We start from the raw sequence: 25,290 nt of genomic DNA on the forward strand, positions 1-25,290 counted from the left end.
GCCCTTACATCTTCAACCGGTCGCCGGCAGGGTCATAAAAGACCGTACCGGTGATCGTTGCAGCAATGGTTCGGTCCGGCATCGGGATGTGGACCGTCTCGCCGATCTTGTCGAACCCGCCTTCAATCACAGCAAAGGCAATTGGTTTGCCGACGGCGTCTGATTCATAGGACGACGTGACGTGGCCAACCATTTTCATCGGGATCGGCTGGTTCGGATCCAGAACAATCTGAGCGCCTTCTTCCAGCTTGGAGCCGTCCTGCGTCAACAGACCGACAAGCTGCTTGCGACCGGGTGCCACGATATCCGGCCGCTCCAGTGAGCGTTTGCCGACGAAGTCCGGCTTCTTCTTGCCGATGGCCCAGGAGATGCCGGCATCATGCGGCGTCACCGTGCCGTCCGTATCTTGCCCGACGATGATGTAGCCCTTCTCGGCGCGCAGGACGTGCATGGTCTCCGTGCCATAGGCGCATATATCATATTGTTGCCCGGCGTCCCAGAGCTTTTCCCAAAGCGCCTGGCCGTGGCGAGCCGGTACGTTGATCTCGAAACCAAGCTCACCGGTAAAGCTGACGCGGAACAGACGTGCCGGGAATCCGGCAACGGTGCAGATTGCATTCGACATGTGCGGGAAGGCTTCCGCTGAAAGATCCAGCCCTTCGACGAATGGCTCCAGAAGCTTGCGCGCGTTTGGCCCATTCAGCGCAATCGTCGCCCACTGCTCTGTGGTCGAGGTCAGCCAGACATTCAGATCCGGCCATTCGGTCTGGAGGTAATCCTCCATCATGTCCATTACCCGCGCCGCACCACCGGTGGTGGTCGTCACATGGAACCTGTCGTCAGACAGACGCCCGATGACGCCATCGTCACGAATGAACCCATCTTCGCCCAACAACAGGCCATAGCGGCACTTGCCCGGTGCCAGCTTGGTCCACGGGTTGGTGTACATGCGGTTCATGAACTCGACAGCATCCGGTCCGACAACTTCAATCTTGCCCAAGGTGGACGCGTCAAACATGCCGACGCTTGCACGGGTCGCGATGCATTCACGCATCACTGCGGTGTCCATGTCTTCCCCGGTATTCGGGAAATAGCGCGCACGCCGCCACTGAGCCACAGGCTCGAACACCGCACCATTTTCCTCGGCCCAAGGGTCGATTGGTGTTTTCCGCGTAACGTCGAAATGAGCGCCTTTGTGATAGCCGCAGAGCGCGCCAAAGGTCGTCGGGGTATAGGGCGGCCGGAACGTCGTCAGTCCGACTTCCGGCGCCGGTTTCCCCAGCGCGTCGGCGGCAATGTTCAGGCCGTTGATGTTCGACATCTTGCCCTGATCGGTTGCCATGCCGTTCGTCGTATAGCGCTTGACGTGCTCGATCGAGCGCATGCCTTCGCGCACGGCCAGACGCAGATCCTTGGCAGTCACATCGTTCTGGAAATCAACAAAGGCGCGGGTGCTCGTCAGGTCCTTGTCTGTCGGCAGCTCTTTCTGTGCTTCGCCGGTTCCGGTCCGATCAGAGGCAACGCTATAAGTGGCAGACGCAGCCGCCTTGCCGAGAGCACTTGCTGCCTTGGCCCCCATCTCGGCGCCATCGACCAGAGCAGCTTCAATGCCCCAGAGACCTCGACCGGCCCCGGCGATCTGGCAATCTTCCAGTGTTTCGGCAGGCAGGAAGGTCTTGCCTTCCGCATCCCAGGCCAGCTTGCTCTTGGTGTGGGAGAACAGATGCAGGGTCGGCGTCCAACCGCCGCTCATCAGCACGCAATCGCAGGCAATGTCACGGCCCTGCCCGACTGTGCTGCCGGTGATCGGATTGACCCGGATGCTGTTGACCCGCAGCCGCCCGGAGGTTCCGGTGACCGTATGCCCTGTCAGCACCTCGATGCCGAGCGCTGCGGCTTGCGCCAGCAGGTCTTCCCGAACCGCCTCACGCGTATCGACGATGGCATTGATCGTCGTACCGACAGCAGCCAGATCGAAGGCAGTGAACCACGCACTGTCATGGCTGGTCACAACCACTGCCGCATTTCCAACCCGCACACCGTAGCGATTGAGATACGTCAGTGCGGATCCCGCCAGAACGATCCCTGGACGGTCATTGCCGTCAAAAACCAACGGCTTTTCCAGAGCGCCCTGCGCCAGAACCACATGCTCGGCCCGCACACGCCATAGGCGTTCACGCGGCTGATCGTCTTGTGGTGCCGCCAGGTGATCCGTGACCCGCTGGCACAGCCCAACCATGTTCTGGTGGTAATAGCCAATCGCCGTGGTGCGGGTCATCACCGTGACGCCAAGCGCTGTCAGTGACGCCAGCTCGCTTTCCAGCCAGGACCATGCCGGCTGGCCATTGATCTCGACACCCGGCTCCGACAGCAGGCTGCCACCGGCCTCGGTGTTTTCATCCACCAGGGTCACCTTGGCACCAGCCTCTGCCGCAGAGCGGGCAGCCGCCAATCCGGCAGGCCCACCACCGACGATCAGCACATCCGTATGCAAATAGCGCGAGGCGTAGTGATCCGGATCTTCCACACTTGGCGAGACTCCAAGGCCTGCGGCAGAGCGGATGACGGGCTCATAAACCTTGTCCCAGAAGCTCTTCGGCCACATGAATGTCTTGTAGTAGAACCCGGCCGGAAACAGCTTGTGCATCCGGTCATTGACGGCGCCAATGTCAAATTCCAGGCTCGGCCAGCGGTTTTGGCTTGTGGCTGTCAGTCCCGGCCAGATTTCGGCCATAGTGGCACGGGTGTTCGGTTCGAACCGACCCGGACCACGGCTGGTGCCGATCAAGGCGTTCGGTTCTTCAGAACCAGCCGTCACCACGCCCCGCGGACGATGGTACTTGAACGACCGCCCCATCAGGTGCGTGCCTTGCGCCAACAGAGCCGAGGCCACTGTGTCGCCTCCCAGTCCCGTGACGGTCTTGCCGTCGAAGCTGAACGAAACCGGCTTGCCGTGAGAAACCCGACCCTTGCCCTGAACCCGATACTGGCTCATTCCGCATCCTCCAGCAGCTTGGCAAGATCCGGCTTCGGCTCGCCCGCCTTGTAGACGGTCAGAAAGCGGTCCGTCACCGTGTCGCGCACCGCGTTGAAGAAACGACCACAGCCGTGAAAATGGCGCCAACGCTCGAAGTGCGCTCCTTTGACGTTAGAGCGAACAAAAAGGAAATCGCGCCATGCTTCGTCGGAGTAGCTCGACGGATCGGCGGGCCGCGCAATATGCGCCTCACCGGCGTAGGTGAACTCGGCTTCCGGCAGGGTTTCCTGGCAATAGGGGCAAGTGATCAGCAGCATCGCAAGGTCCTCAGTGCGCCACAGCGGCCGCAGCCGCCTCGTCGATCAGGCGACCGGTGGTGAAACGTTCAAGCGTGAAAGGCGCATTCGCGGCATGTGGTTCGTCCTTGGCCACAGTCCAGGCCAGCGTGTGCGCTGCACCTGGCGTTGCCTTGAAGCCGCCCGTGCCCCAGCCGCAATTCACATACAGCCCGGACACCGGTGTCTTGCCCAGGATCGCCGAGCGATCCGGCGTTACGTCTACGATGCCGCCCCATTTGCGCAACATCCGCATGCGGTTGAAGATCGGGAAGATCTCGCAGATCGCCGCAACCGTGTGCTCGATCAATGGCAGGCCACCGCGCTGGGAGTAGCTGGTGTATTGATCCGTGCCCGAACCGATGACCAGCTCGCCCTTGTCGGATTGAGAGATATAGGCATGCACGGTGTTCGACATGACCACACACGGAAAGATCGGCTTGATCGGCTCGCTGACCAGCGCCTGCAACGGATAGCTCTCCAGCGGCAGACGAACACCGGCGGTTTCCATCACCACGGACGTGTGCCCGGCGGCGGAAACAGCAACCTTCTTCGTCTTGATGAAGCCGCGCGCAGTCTCGACACCGGAAACAGCGCCGTCCGCACCGCGTCGAATGGCTGTTACCGGGCAATTCTGGATGATATCGACGCCGAGTTTGGCAGCAGCACGGGCATAGCCCCAGGCCACCGCATCGTGACGCGCAGTCCCGGCACGGCGCTGCAGCGCAGCGCCCAGCACCGGGTAGCGAGCGTTCGGATCAATGCTAAGCGGCGGGCAGAATTCCTTCGCCTCTTCCGGCGTCAGCCATGTGTTGTCGACGCCGTTGAGCCGGTTGGAATGGATGTGACGTTTGGTGCTTTGAACGTCGTGCACATTGTGCGCCAGCATCATCACGCCACGCTGCGAATACATCACGTTGTAGTTCAGCTCTTGCGACAGCCCGTCCCACAGATCGAGGGCATGGTCGTAAAGCTTGGCGCTCTCGTCGTAGAGATAGTTCGAGCGGATGATGGTCGTGTTGCGGCCCGTATTGCCGCCACCAAGCCATCCCTTGTCGATCACCGCGATGTTCCGCAGCCCGTGCTCCTTGGCCAGGTAATAGGCGCATCCCAGACCATGCCCACCGGCACCGACGACAATGACGTCGTACTCGGCTTTCGGTTCCTTGTCCGGCCATTGCTCAGGCCAGTTCTTGTGGCCGCTCAAACTGTTTTTCAGGAGCGACAAGGCGGAGAAATGCGTCATAGCGCGGATCCGATAAATTTCCTGCGATTGAAAAACCCTAGTCTCATTCGACTTGGCGCGAGCGTATAGATGCGTCATAAATTTTGTAAATTCACGTCAGAGCGGAAATCGACCGATGCCCAGCCTATCCTCCTCCAGAGCCCGTCCTGCCGTATCGGTCAAGAAACTGCGGGTTGGGTTCATTCTCGCGCATCAGTTCACCCTGTCCGCCTTTGCCAATTTCGTCGACGTGCTGCGCCTGGCCGCCGACGAAGGGGATCGCTCCCGCCCGATCAATTGCGAATGGCACGTGCTGTCGAAGGACATGACGCCGATCCGCTCCTCGTCCGGCCTGCACATCCATCCGGACGCCCGGCTGGGCCGATCAAACGACTACGACTATATCGTCGTGGTCGGGGGGTTGCTCGACGAGGTCAGCCCGATCAGTGCCGAATACATCCGGTTTCTGCAGGAGGCTGCGAACGCCAAGGTCGGACTGGTCGGCATCTGCACTGGCGCCTTCATCCTGCACCGTGCCGGGTTGATGGAAGACTATCAGTGCTGCGTCAGCTGGTTTCATCACGAGGACTTCCTCGAGCAATTCGACGGCCTGACGCCGATCTCCGACCAGATCTTCGTCGTTGACCGCAACCGCCTGACCTGCTCAGGCGGCGTCAGCTCCGCCCATCTCGCGGCGTTCCTGGTCGACCGGCACGTTGGCAGTGCCGCCGCCCAGAAAAGCCTTCACATCATGATCATCGACGCCTTGCACCAGGGCGAGGCGCCCCAACCCGGCTTGCCACTGGAACTGACGACGAAAGACCCCCTGGTCCGCAAGGCACTCGTGCGCATGCAGCATACGCTTCACACGCCGCAATCCGTGCAGCAAATCGCCGATGGGCTGGGCGTCAGCCGCCGCAAGCTGGAACGTCATTTTGCCAACAGTCTCGACCTGTCGCCGCTGGCTGCCGCGACCCGGATCCGCATCGCTCAGGCCAAGCTGCTGCTGCGGGAGCCCGACACGAGCCTGACCGAGGTCGCTGCGCAAACAGGTTTTTGCGATACCTCGCATCTACTGCGCGTCTTTCGCAAGCACGAGGGCATGACGCCATCAGTCTTCCGGAACATGCCGGAAAACCGCCAATGACAGAGCCATTTGGCGCGCCACCGATCACGAACACGTGCACATTACTATATAACCCCTGTGCAATATTTGATTGGTAAACAACCTCCTTCTGAGCAAAGTATAATCGCGCGATGGCCAAATATTATGCTTGCGCACTGCTTGCCTCGAACTTAGGCTCCGAATTCAAGCACACCCGTTTGGCGACTCGCACCTGCAGCCGACCGTGACGAGGAGCGAGGGAAAAACGGGGTAAGTCAGTGGCTTAGGATGGGAATTGCACCACATCCTGGCTCCGATGAGTCCTTTTTTAGTCATTTCACCAGGCCAGCACTGTTGTGTGCAGCATGGAGACCGATGATGGACGCGTCCGCTTCTTTGCAGGAACTTCTGGCGAGGCACCGCCCGGGCCATTCGCTCGAGCAAGCCTTCTATACAGATCCTGAGATTTTCCAGACTGACCTGGAACAGCTTTTCTACCGGGATTGGCTCTTCGCAATTCCCGCCTGTCTGCTGCCTAAAAAAGGCAGTTACGTCACCCATAAGGTCGGCGCCTACGGGCTGATCATCGTGAGGGGACAGGACGGTGAAATTCGCGCATTGCACAATACCTGCCGACACCGCGGATCGACCCTGTGCCATGCGTCCAGCGGTCATGTCCCGAAGCTTGTGTGCCCTTATCACCAATGGACCTACGAGCTTGACGGCAAACTGCTCTGGGCGCGGGACATGGGTACCGACTTCGATCCCTCAAAGCATGGATTGAAAACGGTTCATTGCCGCGAGCTCGAAGGTCTCGTCTACATCTGCCTGGCCGATCAGGCGCCCGACTTCGACGCTTTTGCCGCGACTGCGACCCGCTATCTCCTGCCCCATGATCTGACGAATGCGAAGGTTGCCCATCAGAGCTCCATCGTCGAGAACGGCAACTGGAAACTGGTCTGGGAAAACAATCGCGAGTGTTATCACTGCGCCGGAAATCACCCATCCCTCTGCCGGACATTTCCCGAGGATCCACGCGTGACCGGCATGTCCGAGGACATCAGCCAGTTGCCACCAGTGGTCGCCGACCATGTCAAGCGCATGGAAGCGGCCGGCATCCCATCGGTCTACAAGGTTGCGGAAAGCGGACAGTTTCGTCTGGCCCGCATGCCGCTCCTCGACGGCGCACAGAGTTACACGATGGATGGCAAGATTGCCGTTCAGAAGCGCCTCGGACGCATTCCTTACCTGGACGCCGGCACCTTGCTGAAGTTCCACTACCCGACGACCTGGAACCACTTTCTGTCAGATCACTCCATCTTGTTCCGGGTCACGCCGATCAGCCCGATGGAGACCGAGGTGACCACCTTCTGGCTGGTCAACAAGGATGCTCAGGAAGGCGTCGATTACGACATCGACAATCTCACCAAGGTGTGGATCCACACCAATGATGAGGACCGGGAAGTCGTTGAAAACAATCAGAATGGCATCAATTCGCCGGCCTATGAGCCCGGCCCTTATTCTGCTGTGCAGGAAAGCGGCGTAATCCAGTTCATCGACTGGTATCGCACCACCCTGGGGCAGCGCCTCAGCCCGGTTTTAATGGCCGCCGAATAACGATAAAATAACGAGCTGATCGAGACGACATGCCGACCATTTGGAATGATAGCCTTGAGTTGGAATGCGTTTCGGTTTTGCCCGAAATGCAAAACGTTGCGACCTTTTGCTTTCGGGGGCCCGACGATGTGTCCTTCGAGTTTCAGCCAGGTCAATTCCTGACGCTGGAACTTCCCTGGCCGGGAGGTGTGCTCTATCGCACCTTCACGATTTCCTCGTCGCCTTCACGCCCCCGGTCACTGACGATCACGGTGAAGGCCCAGCCAAGTTCCATCGGCGCACGCTGGATGATTGATCATCTGAAGCCTGGCATGCACATTCGCGCCAAGGGACCGACCGGCAGCTTCACCAGCTCGATGTTCCCGGCGAAAAAGCACCTGTTCATCTCGGCCGGTTCCGGCATTACCCCGATGATGTCGATGGTCACCAACATGTACGACATCGGCAAGGACATCGACGTCGTCTTCGTCAATTGCGCCAAGCGTCCATCGGAAATCATATTCCGCGAGCGCCTGGAACACATGGCAAGCCGTGTCGAAGGAATCGACCTGAAATGGGTGGTCGAGGAGAAAGACCGCTTCAAGCCCTGGACCGGCTATCTCGGCATGTTCAACCAGCTTATGCTGGGCCTGATGGCACCCGATTATCTGGAGCGGGAAGTCTTCTGCTGCGGTCCCGAGCCATTCATGCAGGCTGTCCGCGATGCTTTGGCCGGTCTCGGCTATGATATGGACCGCTATCACCAGGAAAGCTTTCAGGCACCGACAGCTGGCCCCATCGAGATCGAAGACGATGTGGTTCTCGATGACGATGCCCTGTCTGAAGTCGAGTTCACCGTGTCTGGCGTCACCGCAAAGTGCACCGAGACCGACACACTCCTCACCGTGGCGAAGAACGCGGGCCTGAACATTCCCTCAGGCTGTACATTCGGCGTCTGCGGCACCTGCAAGGTGAAAAAGAACCACGGCGAAGTCCACATGGTCCACAACGGCGGTATCACCGACGAAGACATCGAAGCCGGTTACGTTCTCGCCTGCTGTTCGCATCCCAAGGGCCACGTCTCGCTGGAAGTGTAAGGTCAGCCTCAGCTGCTGAAGCCACACGGCTCCGACGCGGATCACTTCCAATCGCCTGCAATCTGGATAAGCACCACCCGCATCTAGGCGGGCCCCAGCTTTCGTGGCAGAAAGAAGGGCTTTAATCTGAATGAACAGGCGGTGCTCATGTCTCAGTCCCTTCGTGGAAAAACCGTGCTCGCCTCCGGGTTTGACGCTCCGGCTCGTGGCGAAATCCGCCGCTTCGAACAGCTGCTGATCATACTGGATGATGCAGGCGTCATCCAGGAAACCCACGCCGAAGGCAGCGCACGCTATGAGCAGCTGCTGTCGCACGCCAGGCAAGCCGGGGATCTGGTCGCCCAACCCGCAGGGACATATCTCCTGCCCGGCTTTGTCGACCTTCACATTCACGCGCCGCAATATCCACAGCTGGGCAGCGCCCTGGACCAACCGCTTGATGTCTGGCTGAAAACCTACACATTTCCACTTGAGGCAAAATACAGGGACGAGGCCTTCGCAGAGCGTGCCTATGGCATTCTGATCGAGGACCTGATTGCAAGCGGGACGACCACGGCCCTTTATTTCGGCACCATTCACCCGGCCGCCAATCGGATTCTAGCAGACAAATGTCTGGAGAAAGGGCAGCGGGCCCTGATCGGCAAAGTCGCGATGGACCACAAGGAGCTTTGCCCGCCGGAGTATCGCGACGCCTCCGTGGACGAAGCCCTGGCGGGCACCCAGGATCTGATCGACTACATCACCCGCCATCCGGACAATAGCGAAAACCGGGTCAAGCCGGTTGTGACACCGCGCTTCATTCCGGCCTGCACAGACGAACTGCTTGGCGAACTCGGCCAGCTTGCCGGAGCACATAACTGCCACATCCAGACCCATGCTTCAGAAGGCGACTGGGAGCACAATCATGTGCTGGACCGCCATGGTATGAGCGACACGGAAAGCCTAGATCGCTTTGGCCTTTTGCGGGAACATACTGTTCTCGCTCACGGCAATTTCCTCTCACTTGTCGACATGGAACGGATCAAGACCCGCAAGGCCGCAGTGGCGCACTGCCCCCTCTCCAACGCCTATTTCGCCGATGCGATTTTCCCGCTTGCGGTCGCTTTGGAGAAAGGCGTTCGCGTGGGGTTGGGCACGGACATTTCTGCCGGCCCCTCATCCAGCCTTGCCAACAGCCTACGCTCCAGCCTGTGGTCTGGCCGCCTGCTGGAAAGCGGAACCGACCCAGCCATGGCACCTGGCGAGCGTTCCAGCCGGGCCGGTCAGAGGATCGGCATGCACACGGCCTTCCATCTGGCGACCGCGGGCGGCGCCGAAGCCCTCGGCCTGCCCGTCGGCAGCTTTCAGCCCGGCATGATCTTTGATGCCATTCTGGTCGATCCGGAGGCCAAGGCAGCCCCGATCCGGCTCTGGCAAGACCTATACGGCGGCGATGAAATTCTGGAAAAGCTGCTATACGGCGTGACCCGCGCCAATATTGCTCAGGTCTGGATCGGTGCAGAGTTATGTGCAGGCGAGGCAGTGTGAGGCCTCATCACCCATAGTCTGGCCAGGGGGCCTGGCAGAAAACGCCACCATCGACATTCAGCGTTTGCCCGGTGATGAAACTCGCCTGTTCCGAGGCCAGAAACAGCACCGCATCTGCAATATCCTGTGGCACACCAACACGTCGCAACGGCGTCATACGGGACCATTTTCCAGCGTAATCACCGGCCTCTTGACGCGTACGCGCGGTCTCAATGGCGCCGGGAGCAACGCAATTGACCCTGATCCCATGCGGCCCGAGCTCCAGCGCGGACACCTTGGTGAATTGCTCGATTCCGCCCTTGGAGGCGGTGTAATCCACCAGTTTCGGGAAAGCGAGCTTGTTGCAGCCCGAACCAAGATTGACGATTGCCCCCGAGGTTATCCCAGTATCGATCATCGCCTTGGCGCCAATGCGAGTGTTGAGAAAACAGCCGCGCAAGTTGGTGTGCATCACACGGTCCCAGTCTTCGGTCTTGAGATCCAGAAGCGAAGACCAGGTCTGAATGCCGGCGTTGTTGATGATCAAGGACGGCGCCTTGCCGAAGTCCTTCTGAACCTCAGCGAAAAACACCTCAACTTGAGCCTCGTCTCCCGCATCACAGGCGTAAGCCCGGGCCCCCTCGACAGCCGGTACGTCAGCTGGGTCCCCGTCCGCACTGGGCGGATAGGTCACGGCAACCGCGCAGCCCTTGGCCAGCAGCGCCTCCGCGATGACTTTGCCTATTCCCGCCGTCGCACCCGTTACCACCGCAAGTTCGTTCATCACCATTCTCCCAAAAGCCGTGTTTGGGGCTTGATAGCCGAAATACCCCTACGGAACGAGGTCAATCAGATGACGAAGTGACCTCTTCAGGTCTTCCGGACGACCAATTCCACCGGCAGGATTTGAACTTGCGGCGCCAGCAAAGGGTCGTCGATGCGCCGCACCAGAAGCTCGACAGCCATCGCACTCAGATCCTGTCGAGATTGCCGGATGGTGGTCAGGTCATAGGCAGCCCAGGCCGCCTGCTGGATATCATCAAAGCCGATAAGACGCAGATCTTCGGGCACCCGAAGGCCGTGATCCTGACGCAAGCCGTCAAGCAGACCCAACGCCATATAGTCGCCAGTGCAGAAAACCCCATCCAGATCATTCCACCTGTCGGCAACCTGAGCCGCAACCGTGCGCCCTGCATCATAGTGCTGGCGACCCTGCTTGAAGACTTCGACAGGAAGGCCGCCACCCTTGCAATGCGCCAGAAAGGCCTTGCCTCGACCAGCGACAGTGAAGCTCGCCGCTTCCGGTGTCACCAGCGCGAGCCGCTCACAGCCTTGCGTCCGCAAATGCTCGTAAGCCAGACGGCCACCCATTTCAAAATCACATTGAACCCGGTCAACCGGACTGCCCGGATCCTGTTTGTTGATCGTCACCAGCGGCACGCCGCAGGCATGGCATTCGTCACAGATCTGCTGCGGCGGCGTGTCCGACGTGACGATCACCCCGGCGACGCTATATTGCAGAAGCTGGCCGATGATCGCCGAGACATCCGCGCTCGGATCCCCACGCAGCAGGATCGGCCGAAACCCCTGTTGCAGCAGCAAGCGGCTCAAATAGTCCACCTGCTCCGCCCGGAAAGGATTGTCCATATCCGCAGCAACCACGCCGACCAGATCGGAACGACGCCTGTTCAGCGAGCGCGCCAGTACATTCACCCGGTACCCCAAATCACGCGCCGCGGCGATAACCTTCTCCCGAGTTTCCTTTGACACACTCGCGCCATCGGTGAACGTGCGTGACACGGCAGAGCGTGACACCCCAGCCTTTTGCGCAACTTCGAATGAGGTCACTTTAGGTTTGGTCGAGAAACTTTCGCTCATTCACTCTCACATAAACGCTGGTCAGCGCTCATCAAGGAACGCGCCAGAAACGGCTCGTCCAGATTGAGGATATCCGGTTTGAGTGCAATCATCTCCCCCATTAACCGAAGATCACGTCCCATATAGGCAATCATCGACTGCAGACCCGCTGACCGGATCTCTGACAGATTTTCTGCCGTCGCATTCTCGACATTGAACTCCAGAATTTGCGGCTGATAATCAGCGAGGCATGCGTCGATGGAGGCGTAGTCCTGAGGACGGGCCATCAACTGTGCATCCGGGAAGGCCTGCCGCAATGCGCGCATGTGGGAGGACTCGAAGGACCAGAAGAACACTCTATCCAAAGTCATATGGTCAAGAACCAGGCGCGCCACCTTCAAGGGATCGGCCTGTTTCAACTCCACATAAAGCCTGCCGCCCCACTGTTCTGCCAGCTCAAGCACCTGACGCAAATGCGGTACGCGTTCCTTGGCAAAGAAGCTGCCGTGGTGACTTCCGGCATCGGCTGCGGAGACCTCGGCAAACTGCCGTTGAGCGACCAGCCCGCTGAGGCTCGTTGTTCGGTCCAGCGTGTCATCATGTAGGACCACGATCTCGCCATCAGCGGTCTCATGCACGTCGATCTCGGCAAACTGAAAGCCAGCGGAGAAAGCAGCCCGAACGGATGCCAGGGTGTTTTCCGGTGCAATGCTGCGCAAGCCGCGATGACAGACAATCACAGGGCCGTCAGGGAACAGGTCATGATAGGGCCTGAGCAACTCCGGTGCATCCGAGCAGATGCCGAAAACCGGTAAGGAACAGAGTGCAGCTGCCACATCCGGACGTTCTTCGTGCCAGGTAACCACAGGCAGGCCCCGCATGTCCGCCTTGGCAAAAAATGCCGCGTCCAGAAGCCTGTCCGGCCGGGCCCCTGCCCTTTCCCAGCATGGATGAATGAGGTCTGGCTTGGCTTGATCGGCAAGTACAAAAGGATCCTGCCCGACACCAACCAGCAACGACACCGCAAACGGGCACCCTGCCTGCTTCAAGTGGCGGCAGAATTCAGGATCAGAAGTGCCGATGATAACTCTCTCGAACTCTCTCGCGCCAAGCACCTCAATTGCCGCACGCGCCGCCGGCTGCACTTTGGCATCCACATAGATCCCGGCGTTGAGCTGCGTCGCCAGATCGATCACAGCCTCGAAACGCGGGATCTCGCGCCCTGCGTTCGCAGACAGGCGCACAACCTCCTCATAGTCGAGATCGGCGACGGCTCTGCGATCACCACACACGGCCCTCAGATCCGCATCATGGCAGGCCACGACCACGCCATCGCGGGTCAGATGAACGTCAACCTCCCAGAGATCAGCCTCAAGATGATGCGCCAGACGGTAGGCCTCCAACGTGTTGTCGAAGCCGTAAGCGCTCGCCCCCCGATGAGCAATCGACAGCGGTCGCGCCCGCGGTTTCCGGATCCAGTCCTGACTGATCAACATGCCGCGATCCTCAAATGCGCCGACCGGACGGATCGAACGTCAGCACTTTATCGGCGGCAAGGCCCCAGCTCACCTCGTCGCCCAGACGAAAGGCGCCGCCATTGGCTTGAACCGACCGCAGACGCATGCCGTTGGAAAGGGTCACATCAAACAGCTCTTCACGGCCCTGCTCTTCGATAAAGCTTATCTTGCCGCTGATTTTCACCGGATGCTCCGGCTGAAAATGCTCTGGACGCACTCCGATACGGATCGGCGTTCCATTGCCTTGCTTGGCGGCCTGGGCGTCCAGTGGCAGAACAATGTCGGAGTTCTCAAGGCGGATCGTCTTGCCTTCGACAGTCCCCTGCAGAAACGCAATCGGCGGGTTGCCAAGGAAGGAGGCAACGAAGTCCGTCACTGGCTCGTCGTACATATCCTTGGGCGCAGCCAACTGAACAATCTGTCCCTGATCCATGATCGCGATACGGTCGGCCATCGACATGGCTTCCACCTGATCGTGGGTGACGAGAACTGCAGAAATGCCGGTTTCCTGCTGGATCCGACGGATTTCAGAGCGCATTTCCAGCCGAAGTTTGGCATCCAGGTTGGCCAGTGGCTCATCCAGAAGCAGAATATCCGGCTCCCGCACCAGCGCACGCGCCAAAGCCACCCGCTGCTGCTGCCCACCGGAAAGCTGCGCCGGTTTACGCTTCAGTAAACCCTCAATGTGTACGAGCTCGGCGATGGCCAACACCTTCCGCTCGATTTCGGGCTTGGCCATTTTGCGGATCATCAGCGGAAAGGCGATGTTGTCGAAGGCGTTCATATGCGGATAGAGCGCATAGTTCTGAAAAACAACGCCGACGTTCCGCATTTGCGAGGGAAGATGGGTCACATCCCTCTCTCCGAACAGCAGTCGCCCGCCGTTCATCCGATGGATGCCACAGATGGCGAACAAGGTCGTCGACTTGCCACAGCCCGAAGGCCCGAGCAGGGCCAGCATTTCGCCGCTTTCAATGTCCAGCGACATCTTGTCGATGACGGTGGTAGCGCCGAAAGTTTTGGTGAATTGATCGAGAAGGATACGCATCAGCCCTTGGTGCCCCCGCCATAGATATTCATGAGTTTCTGGTTGAAAATCAGATAGATGATCATGACCGGCATGGCATAGAACAGCCCAACCGACTTGAACATGTTGAAGTCCGGCGCCCTGTCATCCTTGATCAGGTTCTGCAGATAGGTCGCCAGAACCTGTGAAGCACCGTCCGGAGCCAGAACCTGCGGCAGGATGTACTCGCTCCATGCGGCAAGGAAGGAGAACAACCCCAGTGCGGCAAGTCCCGGGTGAACCTGTGGCAACACCAGCCGACGCCAAACCGTGAAGCGGCTTGCCCCATCGGTCAGGCCCGCCATCTCGATCTCCCAAGGGACAGTGTCGTAAAAGCCCTTCATCACCCAGATGCCCAGCGGCAGCTCCAGCGCAGTCTTCACCAAGATGACCCCGAGCAACGAATTATAAAGCCCGGTCATCTGCAGCATCAAGAAGATCGAGATGATCAGCGTGACCGTCGGAAAGGCATGCAGTGTCAGCACACCACCCAGAAGCAGCCGACGATAGGGCATGTTGAGTCGCGACAGCGCATAGCCGGAAGTCAGCGACGTCATCACCACAATCGCGCTGGTCGAGCAGGCGAAGATGAAGGTGTTTAGCGTCACCGACCAGATGTTCGAACGTCCCGCCTGAGGCGCGTCAAACAGAAAACGCCAATGCTCAAGCGTGAACCTGTCGGGGATCAGAGATCCTGCGGTCGTGTCGGTAACGGTGTCGACAAAGAGATAGACCATCATGACGATGATCGGCAGCGACAAGAAACCGAGGAGCAAGGTCATCGGCCAGCTGCGGAAGTTGGAAGACATCGTGTCCCTCACTGTTCGATACGCGGCTGGGAGACCAGCTCGTTAAATTTGAAGAGCCGGAGATAAAACAGCGATGCGGCGATGCCGATAACCACCAGAACCAGCGCCAGGGCGGCACCCAGTCCGTATTGCAGAACGCCACCGTAATTGTTCAGCGCCGTGTGGAAGGTGTAGAGCGCCCAGACCTCCGTCGATCGTCCCGGCCCGCCATCCGTCGACAGGTAGATGTAGTCAAAGGACGTCAGCAGGGAGAGCGTTTGGTACGAGGTGGTGAAGAGGATGGGCCACTGCAGTTGTGGCAAGAGGATGTGGCGGATCTGCTGCCAGCGGTTGGCACCATCCACTTCGCTGGCCGCCAGCATTGAGGGCGGAATGGCGCGCAGGGCGGAAGAGAACAGGATCATCCCGAGAGACGCCCCGACGAAGCCGTTGATCAGCACGATGCAGACCCAGGCATTGATGTCGGAATTCAGCATCCAGTTGCGCGGTTCAACGCCGAAATTGCTCAGGAAGATCGAGAGGAATCCGGTATCCCACGTCAGCCACTTCCACATCATGACATAAAGGACCGGTGGCAAGATACGCGGCAGAATCCAGATGGCCCGGAAGATCGCCGCTTGCCCCTTTGGCAGATAAAACGTCGTAATCGCCAAAAAGAGACCGAAGCCGACATTGAACGACAGCGTCAGCAACACGTAAAACGCGGTGTTCTTGGCAGCGCGCCAAGTGGAGGCCATCGAGGTAATGAGTTCGTAATTGGCTGTGGTCCAGGACCAACCTGTATAAGCCGTCTTTACCAGAACGGCCTGATCATCTGCGGTCAGTTCGACGCCCGTTTCCCCCACTCCGTCGAGGAAGGCAGTTTCGCTTTCAAAGCGGGTATTGAGTACGGAACGTTTGAAGAGATCCGCGGCCTTTTTCAGGTCCCGGATCGAGCGCGGCCGGCTGCGCAGCTTCTTCAGCTCCCGCTCCAGGTCTCGCCGCCCCTCAAAGAGCTCGCCCGATAATTCGGCGCGGATCTCATCAGCAAAAGCCTTGCCGAAGTCAGCCTCGACGGCGCCGAGCCCCTCCTCGCCAATTCGGTAAAGGTCATGACCAAGCTTTTCTGATTTGGCTTTGGGGAACCCACGATCCGTCAGACTGCGAAGTGTCTGTTCGTTGATCTCATAGGCACCACCGGAGATCCCCGTGCCGGAACTCATGCTGGTGAACGAGAAGACCGCCGTGAGAACAACAGGCGCCAGAAAGAACAGAAAGACGATGATCAGGGCGGGCGTCATGAAGCCGAGCCCGAGCAGATGCGCGCGTCGCATGAATTACCTCTTGCGGGAGAAAGCGGCAGTCCGGACCAACCCGGTCCGGACTGCACTGAGGTCAGTGATGCTTAGCGAACGATGAGATCGTCGCCGAGAACAGCTGTCAGCTCGGCCTCGACTTCGGCCACGGCTTCAGCCGGTGTCTTCGTGCCGGTCCAGGCTGTTTCCAGACCCTTGAACATGGCTTCGGAGAACTTGCCGTAGTTCAAGTGGTTCGGCTGAGCATTGGCATGCGGCAGCAGACGCTCGGTTGCCTCGGCGGCCCAACGGTCATTGGCATAAAGCTCGATGTTGGACTGCTCATGGGAGATGCCCAGGTGAGCGGACTTGATCGCATGCAGCGTGTTGATGCGCGGCTCAGAGGCGATCTTGATCAGCTGTGCGGCAATCTCGATGGCTTCTTCATCTTCCTGAGCAGTCAGGAGATAGGCGAGCGGATGTGTGATCGTGTTGGCACGACCATTTTCATTGCCAGCTGGGATCAGCGAAAACTGGATGTTGCCGAAGAAGTCATCCAGGCCTTCCTTGCCGGTGTAGCGAGCGTAGTGCCAGGTGCCGCCGTGCCACATGGCAGCCTTGCCGCTTGCAACTTCCGCATACCACTGGTCCCACTCGGTACCGATGTGGTTCTTGCGGGTGAGACCGGCTTCCACGGCATCTGCGAAGAACTGATAGAAATCAGTCATGGCCTGCTTGTCGAGAACCAGCTTGCCGGTTTCGCTGTCCTGCAGCTGACCGCCAAAGGACTGATAGAACTGGGCGTAATCCGGGCCGTTGCTCGGACGCGGATAGAAACCGTATCCCGGCTGCACCAGTTCCATCTCGAGTGCCTTCTTGCCGTCTTCGAGGATGTTGGCAAAGGTATATTCGCCAGCTTCGACCTTCGCCGGCAGAGCATCGATTTCCTCATCGGAATAGCCGATGGCCTTCATCGTATCCCGCCAGAAGAAGAACGGGCGGGATTCAGCATCCTGCGGCAAGCCATAGACGATGCCGTTGTAGGAGGTGATCTCCATCAGGTTGTCGTAAATGTTGTTCAGCGGCCAGCTGTCCATGTCGACATAATCCTCGACAGGAACGATCAGACCAGCCTGGCTCCACGGTGCGATGTCCAGATGGCTGGTGACAACGATGTTAGGGGCGGAGCCGGATTCCGCGGCCAGCGTCACGGCCTGCTTGAATTCGGCCCAACCGGCGAAGTCACGCTTCTTGTCGACCGTGATGTTCAGGTCTTCGCCGCGGATTTCCCATTCGCGCGACAGAATGTCTGCTGCCATTTCGATGGCGTCAAGACGGTAGATGTCGGCGTCATTGGTGCCGCCAGCCCAAACGGTGATCGTCAGGTCCTTGGCTAGGGCCTGGCCGGAAAGTGCGCTCGCCAGACCCAGAACAGCAACGGCCGTTGTCTGACGGAGAAAATGCGTAAATTTGGTCATCTGAATTGCCCGCTCTCTAAAAGCTTTGCCCGGGAGGCAAGGCCCCCGAACATCGCCGTCGTTGCAAGGATCTTCCCGAAGGTGGGGTGGGGAAGATTGCACACGATTGAAGACTGTTGCACACGTGTGCAAAGCGGGTTCTAGTGGATTTTAACAACAGCTGTATGACAGAGAAATCAAAGTCGAAAAAAGCCGCCTATCCGGCAGGGGCACGACGTCCGGCGAGGATGACTGTCCGCATGGCAGCAGACGCTTCCTCCGGCGCACCGGTGGCGATTGCTTTCACCACCGCCCGGTGGCGGTCCAGAAAGGCGTCGGTTTCACTATCGCTGCGCTCCCGCGCCTCTTCTATGAAGAGCGAATACAGAGCGGCTTGCACAAGATCGCCGAGGGACTGAAGGAAACGATTGCCCGAAAGGTTCAGCACCATCTTGTGAAATTCCAGATCGGCCACCGCGACAGCCGCTCGGTCCGGACCCTTTGCCAGATTTTCGCAGAGCTCCGACAGAGCAGCGCAATCGGCTTCATTGGCGCAGGCCGCCGCCTTGCCAGCTGCAGCGGGTTCGAAAATCAGCCGGATCTCGAACAGTTCGTCCATAAACACGCCGACATTGCGCAGGCTTGCATGCCAGCGCAAAACGTCCGGATCGAACATGTTCCATTGCTCGGCGGGACGCACATGCGTCCCCACCTTCGCCTTGGACTGGATCAATCCCTTGCCGATGAGGGTCTTCTTGGCTTCCCGCACCACCGTCCGGGAGACGTTGAACATTTCCGAGATATCGGGATCCAACGGTATCATGGTTTCAGGGGGATATTCCCCTGCCACAATCGCCCTGCCCAATTGCTCTACCACCTGACTGGTGTGGTTGCCTACTCGGCTGCCCAACTCCCCCTTAGCAACGAAGGTCATCAGGGCGCGGCGAAGTCTGTCAGTGGTTTTCTGCGCGCTGTCGTTGCCCAAGTCAGACCCTTTTGCAGCAAGATAAATGCGAATAGCAGGCCGCCGATCACGATCTTGGTCCACCAGCTCGACAACGTCCCGTCGAAGACGATGTAGGTTTGTATCAAGCCCATGATCAAAATTCCAAAGAAAGTACCGGCAACAAACCCGGTTCCCCCAGTCAGAAGCGTTCCCCCGATCACCACGGCAGCAATCGCATCCAGTTCCACCCCTACTGTCGCCAGAGAGTACCCGGCAGAGGTGTAAAGCGAAAAGACGATTCCGGCCAGACCGGCAAGGCCACCCGACAGGGCGTAGATACGGATGGTGGTCTGCGCCAGCGGAACGCCCATCAGCTTGGCTGTCTGTGCCCCCCCACCCAGGGCATAGACGTTCTGTCCGAAGCGCGTGCGATGTGCCATGATCATGCCGATAAGGAACGTCAGCAGCATGATGACGCCGGTCAGCCGAAAGCGGCCCCCGCCCGGAGCTTTCCAGTAAAGCGACTGCAGAAAATCATAGAATTCATGAGTGATCGGCACACTGTCCGTCGACAGCACATAGGCCAGCCCTCGCGCCAGAAACATCCCTGCCAACGTCACGATGAAAGCCGGCATGTCGAGATAGTGGATAATTGCCCCCATCGCAGCCCCAAACGCCACCGTCAGAGACAACACCAGAGCAAAGGCCGCCAGCGGATGCAGACTTGTGTCACGCAGCACCACGGCGAGAAAGACACCGGTAAACGCGATGACCGATCCGACCGACAAGTCGATACCGCCCGAAATGATCACAAACGTCATGCCGACAGCGACAATACCCAAAAAGGCATTGTCAGTCAGCAAGTTGGCGACCACCCGAGTGGTCAACATGGATGGGTACTGACTGCCGCACAAGGCAAAGGCCACCAGAAATGTGAGAACAGTCACCAGAAGCGGAAGGTGTGTGGAACGGATCATTGTGCTGTCTCCTTGGGCGGCGTCAGCTGCGCAGCTCGGGCAGGCTCCAACGCTTCGCTCTCCGCCGAGGCCCTCAAGATGTACAGGGCGTGTTTCACGGTTGGCGACTGAATCACAAGGATGGCAATGATGATCAGCGCCTTGATCACCAAATTGAACTCCGGCGGCAGGCCGGACAGAAGAATAACCGAATTGACCGACTGGATAATCAGTGCACCGATAAGCGAAGCGGTAATCGAGAAGCGGCCACCGAGTAGCGAATTCCCCCCGATGACCACCGCCAGAATGGCGTCCAGTTCCAGCCAAAGACCGGCATTATTGGCATCGGCGCCCTTGATATCCGCAGCAACGATCACCCCGGCGATCGCGGCGCAAAATCCCGACACCAAATAGACCGAAACCAGCAGCACCCGGCTGTTGATCCCGGCGACCCGCGAAGACGCCTCATTGATGCCAATGGCTTCCACCAGCATGCCAAGCGCAGTCCGTCGAACCCCGAGAGTGACAATGGCCCCAAGCCCGATCCAGATCAGGATCGGCGTGGGGATACCCAGCACCGTGCCCGCGCCGAGATGGATCAACCCTTCGTTGAGGAAGGTCAGAATGGTGCCTTCGGTGATCAGCTGGGCAATTCCACGCCCGGCAACCATCAGCACCAGAGTGGCGACAATCGGCTGAATGCGCAGGAAGGCGACAAGAACCCCGTTCCACAACCCACACATCAGGCCGACGGAAATCGCGCCGATGAGCGCCGTTCCCCAACCATATCCGGAGACCACCAGATCGGCAGCTGTCGCGCCGGCAATCGCCATCACGGCTCCGACAGACAGATCGATGCCTTTCGTTGCGATCACCAGTGTCATGCCAATGCACAGAAGCGCCGTTGGCGCGCCGCGATTGAACACATCCACCAGGTTGCCAAACAGGCGGTCGTTCTGGAACTCGATCTTGAAGAAGTCCGGGAAGACCAGGAAGTTCAAGAGCAAGACCACAGCTAGAATGATCAACTGGGGGGCGATACGGCGCAAGGTCGCCTGAAATCCATGAACCATCACGCCACCTCCCTGTTGGTCTCAGCCGCAATCGCCTTGACGATATTGCCCGTGCTGATTTGGCCGCCGGTCAGCTCATCAACCTGACGCCGGTCTTTCAGAACGATCACACGGGTGGAATAGGCCACCAGCTCTTCCAGCTCCGACGATGCCACCAGAAGCGCCATCCCCTTCTCCCGAAGCCGTTCGATCAGGGCAATGATCTCGGCGTGCGCACCCACGTCGATCCCCCGCGTCGGTTCATCAAGGATGAGGAAATCCGGATTGGTCGCCAGCCAACGGGCCAGCAGCGCTTTCTGCTGATTGCCACCGGACAAGAACCGGATCGGCATATCGAGGCTAGCCAGACGAATATCGAGCGTCTTCACATAGGCTTCGGCCAACTCGTTGACCTTTGCCCGTGCCAGTGGCCGAAACCAGCCCTGTCGGGCTTGCAACGCCAGAATGATGTTTTCGCGCACGGAAAGGTCGCCCACAATACCTTCGGTCTTTCGGTCTTCCGGACACAGCCCGAACCGATGACCAACGGCTTGGCGCGGGTTGGCCAGCGAAATCGTTTTGCCGCGCAGCTTTGCCTCGCCCTGATCCGCAGGCACGACGCCAAAGATCAGATTGGCGGTTTCGGTTCGCCCGGAACCGAGCAAACCCGCCAGACCAACAACCTCGCCCTCGTGAATGGTCAGATTGAACGGATCGACGGTGCCTTTCCGTCCAAAGTTGTTCAGCTCCAGCAAAGGTTTGCCGGATTTTGCCGGCGCGCGCTCCTGTATCCGGCTCTCAAGTTGACGGCCGAGCATCAGGTGAATGATATCGGTCTGTGACGCCTGAGCCAGCTCACGCGTGCCGACAACCCGGCCATTGCGCAGAACCGTCGCCCGGTCCGAGATCTCGAAGACCTGATCAAGAAAATGCGTAATGAAGACGATGGCTAGTCCACGCGCCTTCAGTTTGTTGATGACCGAGAAAAGGAGCTCGACTTCCTCGCGGTCAAGACTGGCGGTCGGCTCATCAAGAATGAGCACCTTGCCGGACAACTCGACGGCGCGTGCAATTGCCACCACCTGTTGTACTGCAACCGAATACGAACTGAGCGGTTCAGCCGGATTGATGGCCAGCCCATAGTCTTTCAGGATCCGCGCGGTTTCCGTCTGCATCCGGGAATAGGAGACCAGGCCAAAGCGTGTCGGCTGACGCCCCAGAAAGAGGTTTTCTGCAACGGTCAGGTTCGGCAGGAGATTGACCTCCTGATAGACCGTTCCGATGCCCAGCGCCTGACTTTCCTTGGTGCTCGTCGGGGACACGGCTTGCCCCTGAAGATGGATCGTCCCGGCGTCTCTGCGGTACGCACCCGTGATGCATTTGATCAGCGTGGACTTGCCCGCGCCATTCTCCCCCAATAGTGCATGCACTTCTCCGGAATATAACGTGAGATCAACCTCATCCAGTGCGATCGCACCAGGAAAAAACTTCGAAATGCCCGTGCAAGACAGCACCGGACGAGTGCCTTCGGTCATCGACCAACTCCCCCCGGGGCCGGCTCCCTCTCGGCCCCTTCACCACACAAGCGACAGGCAGCCGAAACCGCCTGTCACATCTTTACAAGACCCGGATCAGTAACCCAGATCTTTCTTCAGCTCGTAGATGGCCTGATTGTCATCCTTCAGCGTGTAAAGCTTGGACTCTGTCTGGATCCACTTCGGAGGAACGGTTCCATCGGCGAGATAGGCTTCCAGCGCATCAAGCGCCGGGCCTGCCATGTTCGGGGTCAGTTCGATCGTGGCATTGGCTTCGCCAGATGCCATCGCCAGATGGATATCCGGAACGGAATCGATAGAGACGATCTTGATGTCCTCACCTGGCTTCAGTCCGGCTTCCTTGATCGCCTGAATTGCGCCAACGGCCATGTCATCATTGTGGGCATAAAGCGCACAGATATTCGCGCCGCCTTCCGCCTTGAGGAAGCTTTCCATCACGACCTTGCCCTGGCTGCGGGTGAAGTCGCCGGTCTGGCTGCGAATGATCTTCAGGTTGCTCGCATCGGAAATGCCTTCTTCAAAGCCTTTCTTGCGATCGATGGCCGGAGACGACCCGGTTGTACCCTGAAGCTCAACAATGCTGCAGTCTGCCCCAGCCATTTCGTCCTGCAGCCAGTCACCGGCCACCTTGCCTTCATGCACGAGATCGGATGTAACCGCAGTCATGTAGAGATCTTCTGGTGCGTCGACCGTACGATCGAGAAGCATCACAGGAATTTCAGCCTCTTTGGCTTCTTCCAGAACTTCGTCCCACCCGGTCGCGACAACCGGTGCCAGAAGAATGGCGTCCACACCCTGCGCAATGAACGACCGGAGCGCTTTGATCTGGTTTTCCTGCTTCTGCTGAGCATCGGCAAACTTCAGATCGATACCGCGCTTCTCGGCTTCCTGCTTTGTCACTGTGGTTTCCGCTGCGCGCCAACCGGATTCAGATCCGATCTGTGAAAAGCCGATGGTCAGATCGGCGGCCATGACGGATGCGGGCGCAAGCATCATGGCGCTGGCAATAAGCAATGATTTCAATTTCATGATTTTCCTCCACTAAAGCACAACCGGCCCCCCATTTCCTCCTTGGGCAGCCAATCACAAATGCGCGATTTCCTCCTCGCAAAAGTTATTAAGTATTACTTTATTACTTTTGTAAAGACGGCTTACACTGCGTCTTATGTTGCCTTGCAAACGTCAAGCCCGGACCTAAGATTCCTCATAAAAATAAATTATATCAATATGTTAAACTAAATTCCAAGTCAGGCGTCACCAAACAGGGCATCGCTCCACGGCCTCAGACAGCTTTTCTCTGGCGATGCAGCAAACTGAGCCACTGCTGAAAACCCGACCCGCCGCCATCAACAGCGTCATACAATCAGGCGATCGCTGCCTCATGCAACTCGCGTCGCAAACCGGGTGTCTCACCACATCTGAAGCAAATGCAGCAGCAAGAAGCCAAATCCTTGCATTCTGTCAGCAGTTTGCCAGAACTTGCCAAGGCCTGGAAAAATGGTCTCCACCCGCCTGACAGGGGCAAAAAAGCCTTGCAGCGGGCGCCACAATCTCCAATGTGTGACAACGCAATGTCCGAACTTGGAAAGAGCCGCTTGATATGTCCTCTGCCCTGCCTGAAGTAACGCCTCCGCAATTCGCTCTGACGGTCTCCTGCCCCTCCGCCCGTGGCATTGTTGCAGCCATCGCCACGTTCCTGGCAGACAAGGGCTGCAACATTGTCGACAGCCAGCAATTCGACGACGCCTACACCGGCAAGTTCTTCATGCGGATCAGCTTCGAAAGCCAGGAAGGCAAGAGCCTGAGCGTGCTCAGTGACGATTTCACCAGCGTCGCCGAGGGGCTGCAGATGTCCTACGATTTTCATGACATTTCACAGAAAATGAAAGTCGTTCTGATGGTGTCGCGCTTTGGCCATTGCCTCAACGACCTGCTTTATCGGTCGCGCATTGGCGCTGTGCCGATCGACATTGTAGCCGTGATTTCCAATCACCTCGACTACCAGAAGCTGGTCGTCAATCATGACATCCCCTTCCACTACATCAAGGTCACCAAGGCCAACAAGGTGGAAGCGGAAGCCCGTCAGATGCAGATCATCGAGGAAACAGGCGCTGAGCTCGTCGTGCTGGCGCGCTACATGCAGGTCTTGTCCGATGAGATGTGTCAGAAAATGACCGGGCGGATCATCAATATCCACCACTCATTCCTGCCAAGTTTCAAAGGCGCCAACCCCTACAAGCAGGCTTATGAGCGCGGCGTGAAACTGATCGGCGCCACGGCTCATTATGTCACCACGGACCTGGATGAAGGCCCGATCATCGAGCAGGACACAGTGCGCATCACCCACGCCCAGTCGCCAGAGGATTACGTCTCTCTTGGCCGCGATGTGGAAGCTCAAGTACTCTCCCGTGCTGTCCACGCGCATATTCATCGACGCTCATTCCTCAACGGCGCGCGCACCATCGTTTTCCCGGCTTCACCGGGAAGCTATGCCTCTGAACGCATGGGATAAGGCCTATCGATTGTAGAGACTGATTGCGTAGATCCAGAAGACGATGTGCGTGATCAGTCCAAAGACCATCACATAAAAGAAGACGCTCCCCAATTCGGTGGAGAGAACTTGCCGGAATGTCAGAGATTGCAGAACAAGCCGCACGCCCGACGTCGGCGGCTCTTTTTCGCCGGACCGAGTGACCGACCCGTCTGCATCGCCAAATGAAGAGATCCGCCGCCCGACAAACACCAGCTGAAGCACGACACCTGCGATCAGACCAAACAGGAAGACCCCGGCCGAACCCACCGCCCACCAGGTTGCCAATGGCCAATTTTGTGGGGGCAGCTCCAGCCCGATCATGCCGTTATTCCTTTGAAACCGGCCTTAAAATTCAGCCGTTGCATGGAGCCTCAACACCGGACCCAAGCCACACTTGAGCGGCTTTGCTTCTACAGGAAGGCTAGT

21 protein-coding genes are annotated in these 25,290 nt (G+C 58.5%); 5 read left to right on the forward strand and 16 right to left on the reverse strand.

The features are described 5' to 3' along the window. Nucleotides 1-4: 4 nt before the first annotated feature. From J0X15_RS03095 to J0X15_RS03105, 3 genes are read right to left on the reverse strand one after another with little or no spacing between them, the layout of a single operon-like run. The gene (locus tag J0X15_RS03095) at nt 5-2,995 is read right to left on the reverse strand and encodes a sarcosine oxidase subunit alpha (RefSeq protein WP_206938100.1); all 2,991 of its coding nucleotides are present in this window, start codon (nt 2,993-2,995) and stop codon (nt 5-7) included. Beyond that, the gene (locus J0X15_RS03100; protein WP_206938102.1) at nt 2,992-3,294 is read right to left on the reverse strand and encodes a sarcosine oxidase subunit delta; all 303 of its coding nucleotides are present in this window, start codon (nt 3,292-3,294) and stop codon (nt 2,992-2,994) included. Before J0X15_RS03100 ends, J0X15_RS03095 begins: the two co-directional genes overlap by 4 nt. Before the next feature lie 10 nt (nt 3,295-3,304). After that, a complete protein-coding gene (locus J0X15_RS03105; protein WP_206938104.1) occupies nt 3,305-4,558 on the reverse strand; it encodes a sarcosine oxidase subunit beta family protein in 1,254 nt (417 codons plus the stop codon). A gap of 115 nt (nt 4,559-4,673) precedes the next feature. On the opposite strand from J0X15_RS03105, the gene J0X15_RS03110 reads away from it, so the two are divergent. The 4 genes from J0X15_RS03110 (at nt 4,674) to guaD (ending at nt 9,862) form a co-directional block, all read left to right on the forward strand. Next, on the forward strand, nt 4,674-5,684 hold the full coding sequence (locus J0X15_RS03110; RefSeq protein ID WP_206938105.1) for a GlxA family transcriptional regulator: 1,011 nt from the start codon (nt 4,674-4,676) through the stop codon (nt 5,682-5,684). Between the two features lie 336 nt (nt 5,685-6,020). Next, complete coding sequence (locus tag J0X15_RS03115) at nt 6,021-7,259, forward strand: aromatic ring-hydroxylating oxygenase subunit alpha (RefSeq protein WP_408015317.1); 1,239 nt, start codon at nt 6,021-6,023, stop codon at nt 7,257-7,259. Between the two features lie 29 nt (nt 7,260-7,288). Next, a complete protein-coding gene (locus J0X15_RS03120; RefSeq protein WP_206938107.1) occupies nt 7,289-8,335 on the forward strand; it encodes a hybrid-cluster NAD(P)-dependent oxidoreductase in 1,047 nt (348 codons plus the stop codon). Between the two features lie 147 nt (nt 8,336-8,482). Beyond that, nucleotides 8,483-9,862, forward strand: coding sequence for a guanine deaminase (gene guaD, locus J0X15_RS03125; protein ID WP_206938108.1), 1,380 nt, complete (start codon nt 8,483-8,485; stop codon nt 9,860-9,862). A gap of 7 nt (nt 9,863-9,869) precedes the next feature. On the opposite strand, the gene J0X15_RS03130 is transcribed toward guaD, so the two are convergent. The 12 genes from J0X15_RS03130 to ytfQ all read right to left on the reverse strand — a co-directional run bounded on the left by J0X15_RS03130 (nt 9,870) and on the right by ytfQ (nt 23,360). Then, nucleotides 9,870-10,625: an SDR family NAD(P)-dependent oxidoreductase gene (locus tag J0X15_RS03130; protein WP_206938109.1), complete on the reverse strand. Its 756-nt coding sequence runs from the start codon at nt 10,623-10,625 to the stop codon at nt 9,870-9,872. 86 nt (nt 10,626-10,711) lie between these two features. Continuing rightward, a complete protein-coding gene (locus tag J0X15_RS03135; protein WP_206938110.1) occupies nt 10,712-11,719 on the reverse strand; it encodes a LacI family DNA-binding transcriptional regulator in 1,008 nt (335 codons plus the stop codon). Continuing rightward, nucleotides 11,716-13,194, reverse strand: a complete 1,479-nt coding sequence (locus tag J0X15_RS03140) for a glycerophosphodiester phosphodiesterase (protein ID WP_206938111.1) — start codon at nt 13,192-13,194, stop codon at nt 11,716-11,718. The genes J0X15_RS03135 and J0X15_RS03140 overlap by 4 nt, the downstream gene beginning before the upstream one ends. Before the next feature lie 10 nt (nt 13,195-13,204). Next, complete coding sequence (locus tag J0X15_RS03145) at nt 13,205-14,263, reverse strand: ABC transporter ATP-binding protein (RefSeq protein WP_206938113.1); 1,059 nt, start codon at nt 14,261-14,263, stop codon at nt 13,205-13,207. Continuing rightward, nucleotides 14,263-15,090: a carbohydrate ABC transporter permease gene (locus J0X15_RS03150; RefSeq protein ID WP_206938114.1), complete on the reverse strand. Its 828-nt coding sequence runs from the start codon at nt 15,088-15,090 to the stop codon at nt 14,263-14,265. The genes J0X15_RS03145 and J0X15_RS03150 overlap by 1 nt, the downstream gene beginning before the upstream one ends. An 8-nt stretch (nt 15,091-15,098) precedes the next feature. Then, nucleotides 15,099-16,403: a carbohydrate ABC transporter permease gene (locus J0X15_RS03155; protein ID WP_206938115.1), complete on the reverse strand. Its 1,305-nt coding sequence runs from the start codon at nt 16,401-16,403 to the stop codon at nt 15,099-15,101. Between the two features lie 71 nt (nt 16,404-16,474). Beyond that, nucleotides 16,475-17,842 carry an ABC transporter substrate-binding protein gene (locus J0X15_RS03160; RefSeq protein ID WP_206938117.1) on the reverse strand — a complete coding sequence of 456 codons (1,368 nt, stop codon included), beginning with the start codon at nt 17,840-17,842 and terminating at the stop codon, nt 16,475-16,477. 196 nt (nt 17,843-18,038) lie between these two features. After that, nucleotides 18,039-18,755 (reverse strand): FadR/GntR family transcriptional regulator, encoded by a 717-nt coding sequence (locus J0X15_RS03165; RefSeq protein ID WP_206938118.1) that lies wholly within the window; start codon nt 18,753-18,755, stop codon nt 18,039-18,041. Continuing rightward, on the reverse strand, nt 18,755-19,741 hold the full coding sequence (gene yjfF, locus J0X15_RS03170; RefSeq protein ID WP_331461873.1) for a galactofuranose ABC transporter, permease protein YjfF: 987 nt from the start codon (nt 19,739-19,741) through the stop codon (nt 18,755-18,757). The genes J0X15_RS03165 and yjfF overlap by 1 nt, the downstream gene beginning before the upstream one ends. Continuing rightward, nucleotides 19,741-20,796: an ABC transporter permease gene (locus J0X15_RS03175; RefSeq protein WP_206938120.1), complete on the reverse strand. Its 1,056-nt coding sequence runs from the start codon at nt 20,794-20,796 to the stop codon at nt 19,741-19,743. The genes yjfF and J0X15_RS03175 overlap by 1 nt, the downstream gene beginning before the upstream one ends. Beyond that, nucleotides 20,796-22,310, reverse strand: a complete 1,515-nt coding sequence (locus tag J0X15_RS03180) for a sugar ABC transporter ATP-binding protein (protein ID WP_206938121.1) — start codon at nt 22,308-22,310, stop codon at nt 20,796-20,798. Before J0X15_RS03180 ends, J0X15_RS03175 begins: the two co-directional genes overlap by 1 nt. Nucleotides 22,311-22,406: 96 nt before the next feature. Continuing rightward, nucleotides 22,407-23,360: a galactofuranose ABC transporter, galactofuranose-binding protein YtfQ gene (ytfQ, locus tag J0X15_RS03185; protein ID WP_206938122.1), complete on the reverse strand. Its 954-nt coding sequence runs from the start codon at nt 23,358-23,360 to the stop codon at nt 22,407-22,409. A 571-nt stretch (nt 23,361-23,931) separates the two neighbouring features. Between ytfQ and purU the strand changes: the two genes are divergently transcribed. After that, complete coding sequence (gene purU / locus J0X15_RS03190; RefSeq protein ID WP_206938123.1) at nt 23,932-24,843, forward strand: formyltetrahydrofolate deformylase; 912 nt, start codon at nt 23,932-23,934, stop codon at nt 24,841-24,843. Between the two features lie 3 nt (nt 24,844-24,846). Here purU and J0X15_RS03195 read toward each other — a convergent pair whose 3' ends face one another. Further along, complete coding sequence (locus J0X15_RS03195; RefSeq protein WP_206938125.1) at nt 24,847-25,185, reverse strand: hypothetical protein; 339 nt, start codon at nt 25,183-25,185, stop codon at nt 24,847-24,849. Nucleotides 25,186-25,290: the final 105 nt, after the last annotated feature.

This window comes from Roseibium limicola (assembly GCF_017313085.1).
GTDB classification, from domain to species: Bacteria; Pseudomonadota; Alphaproteobacteria; order Rhizobiales; family Stappiaceae; genus Roseibium; species Roseibium limicola.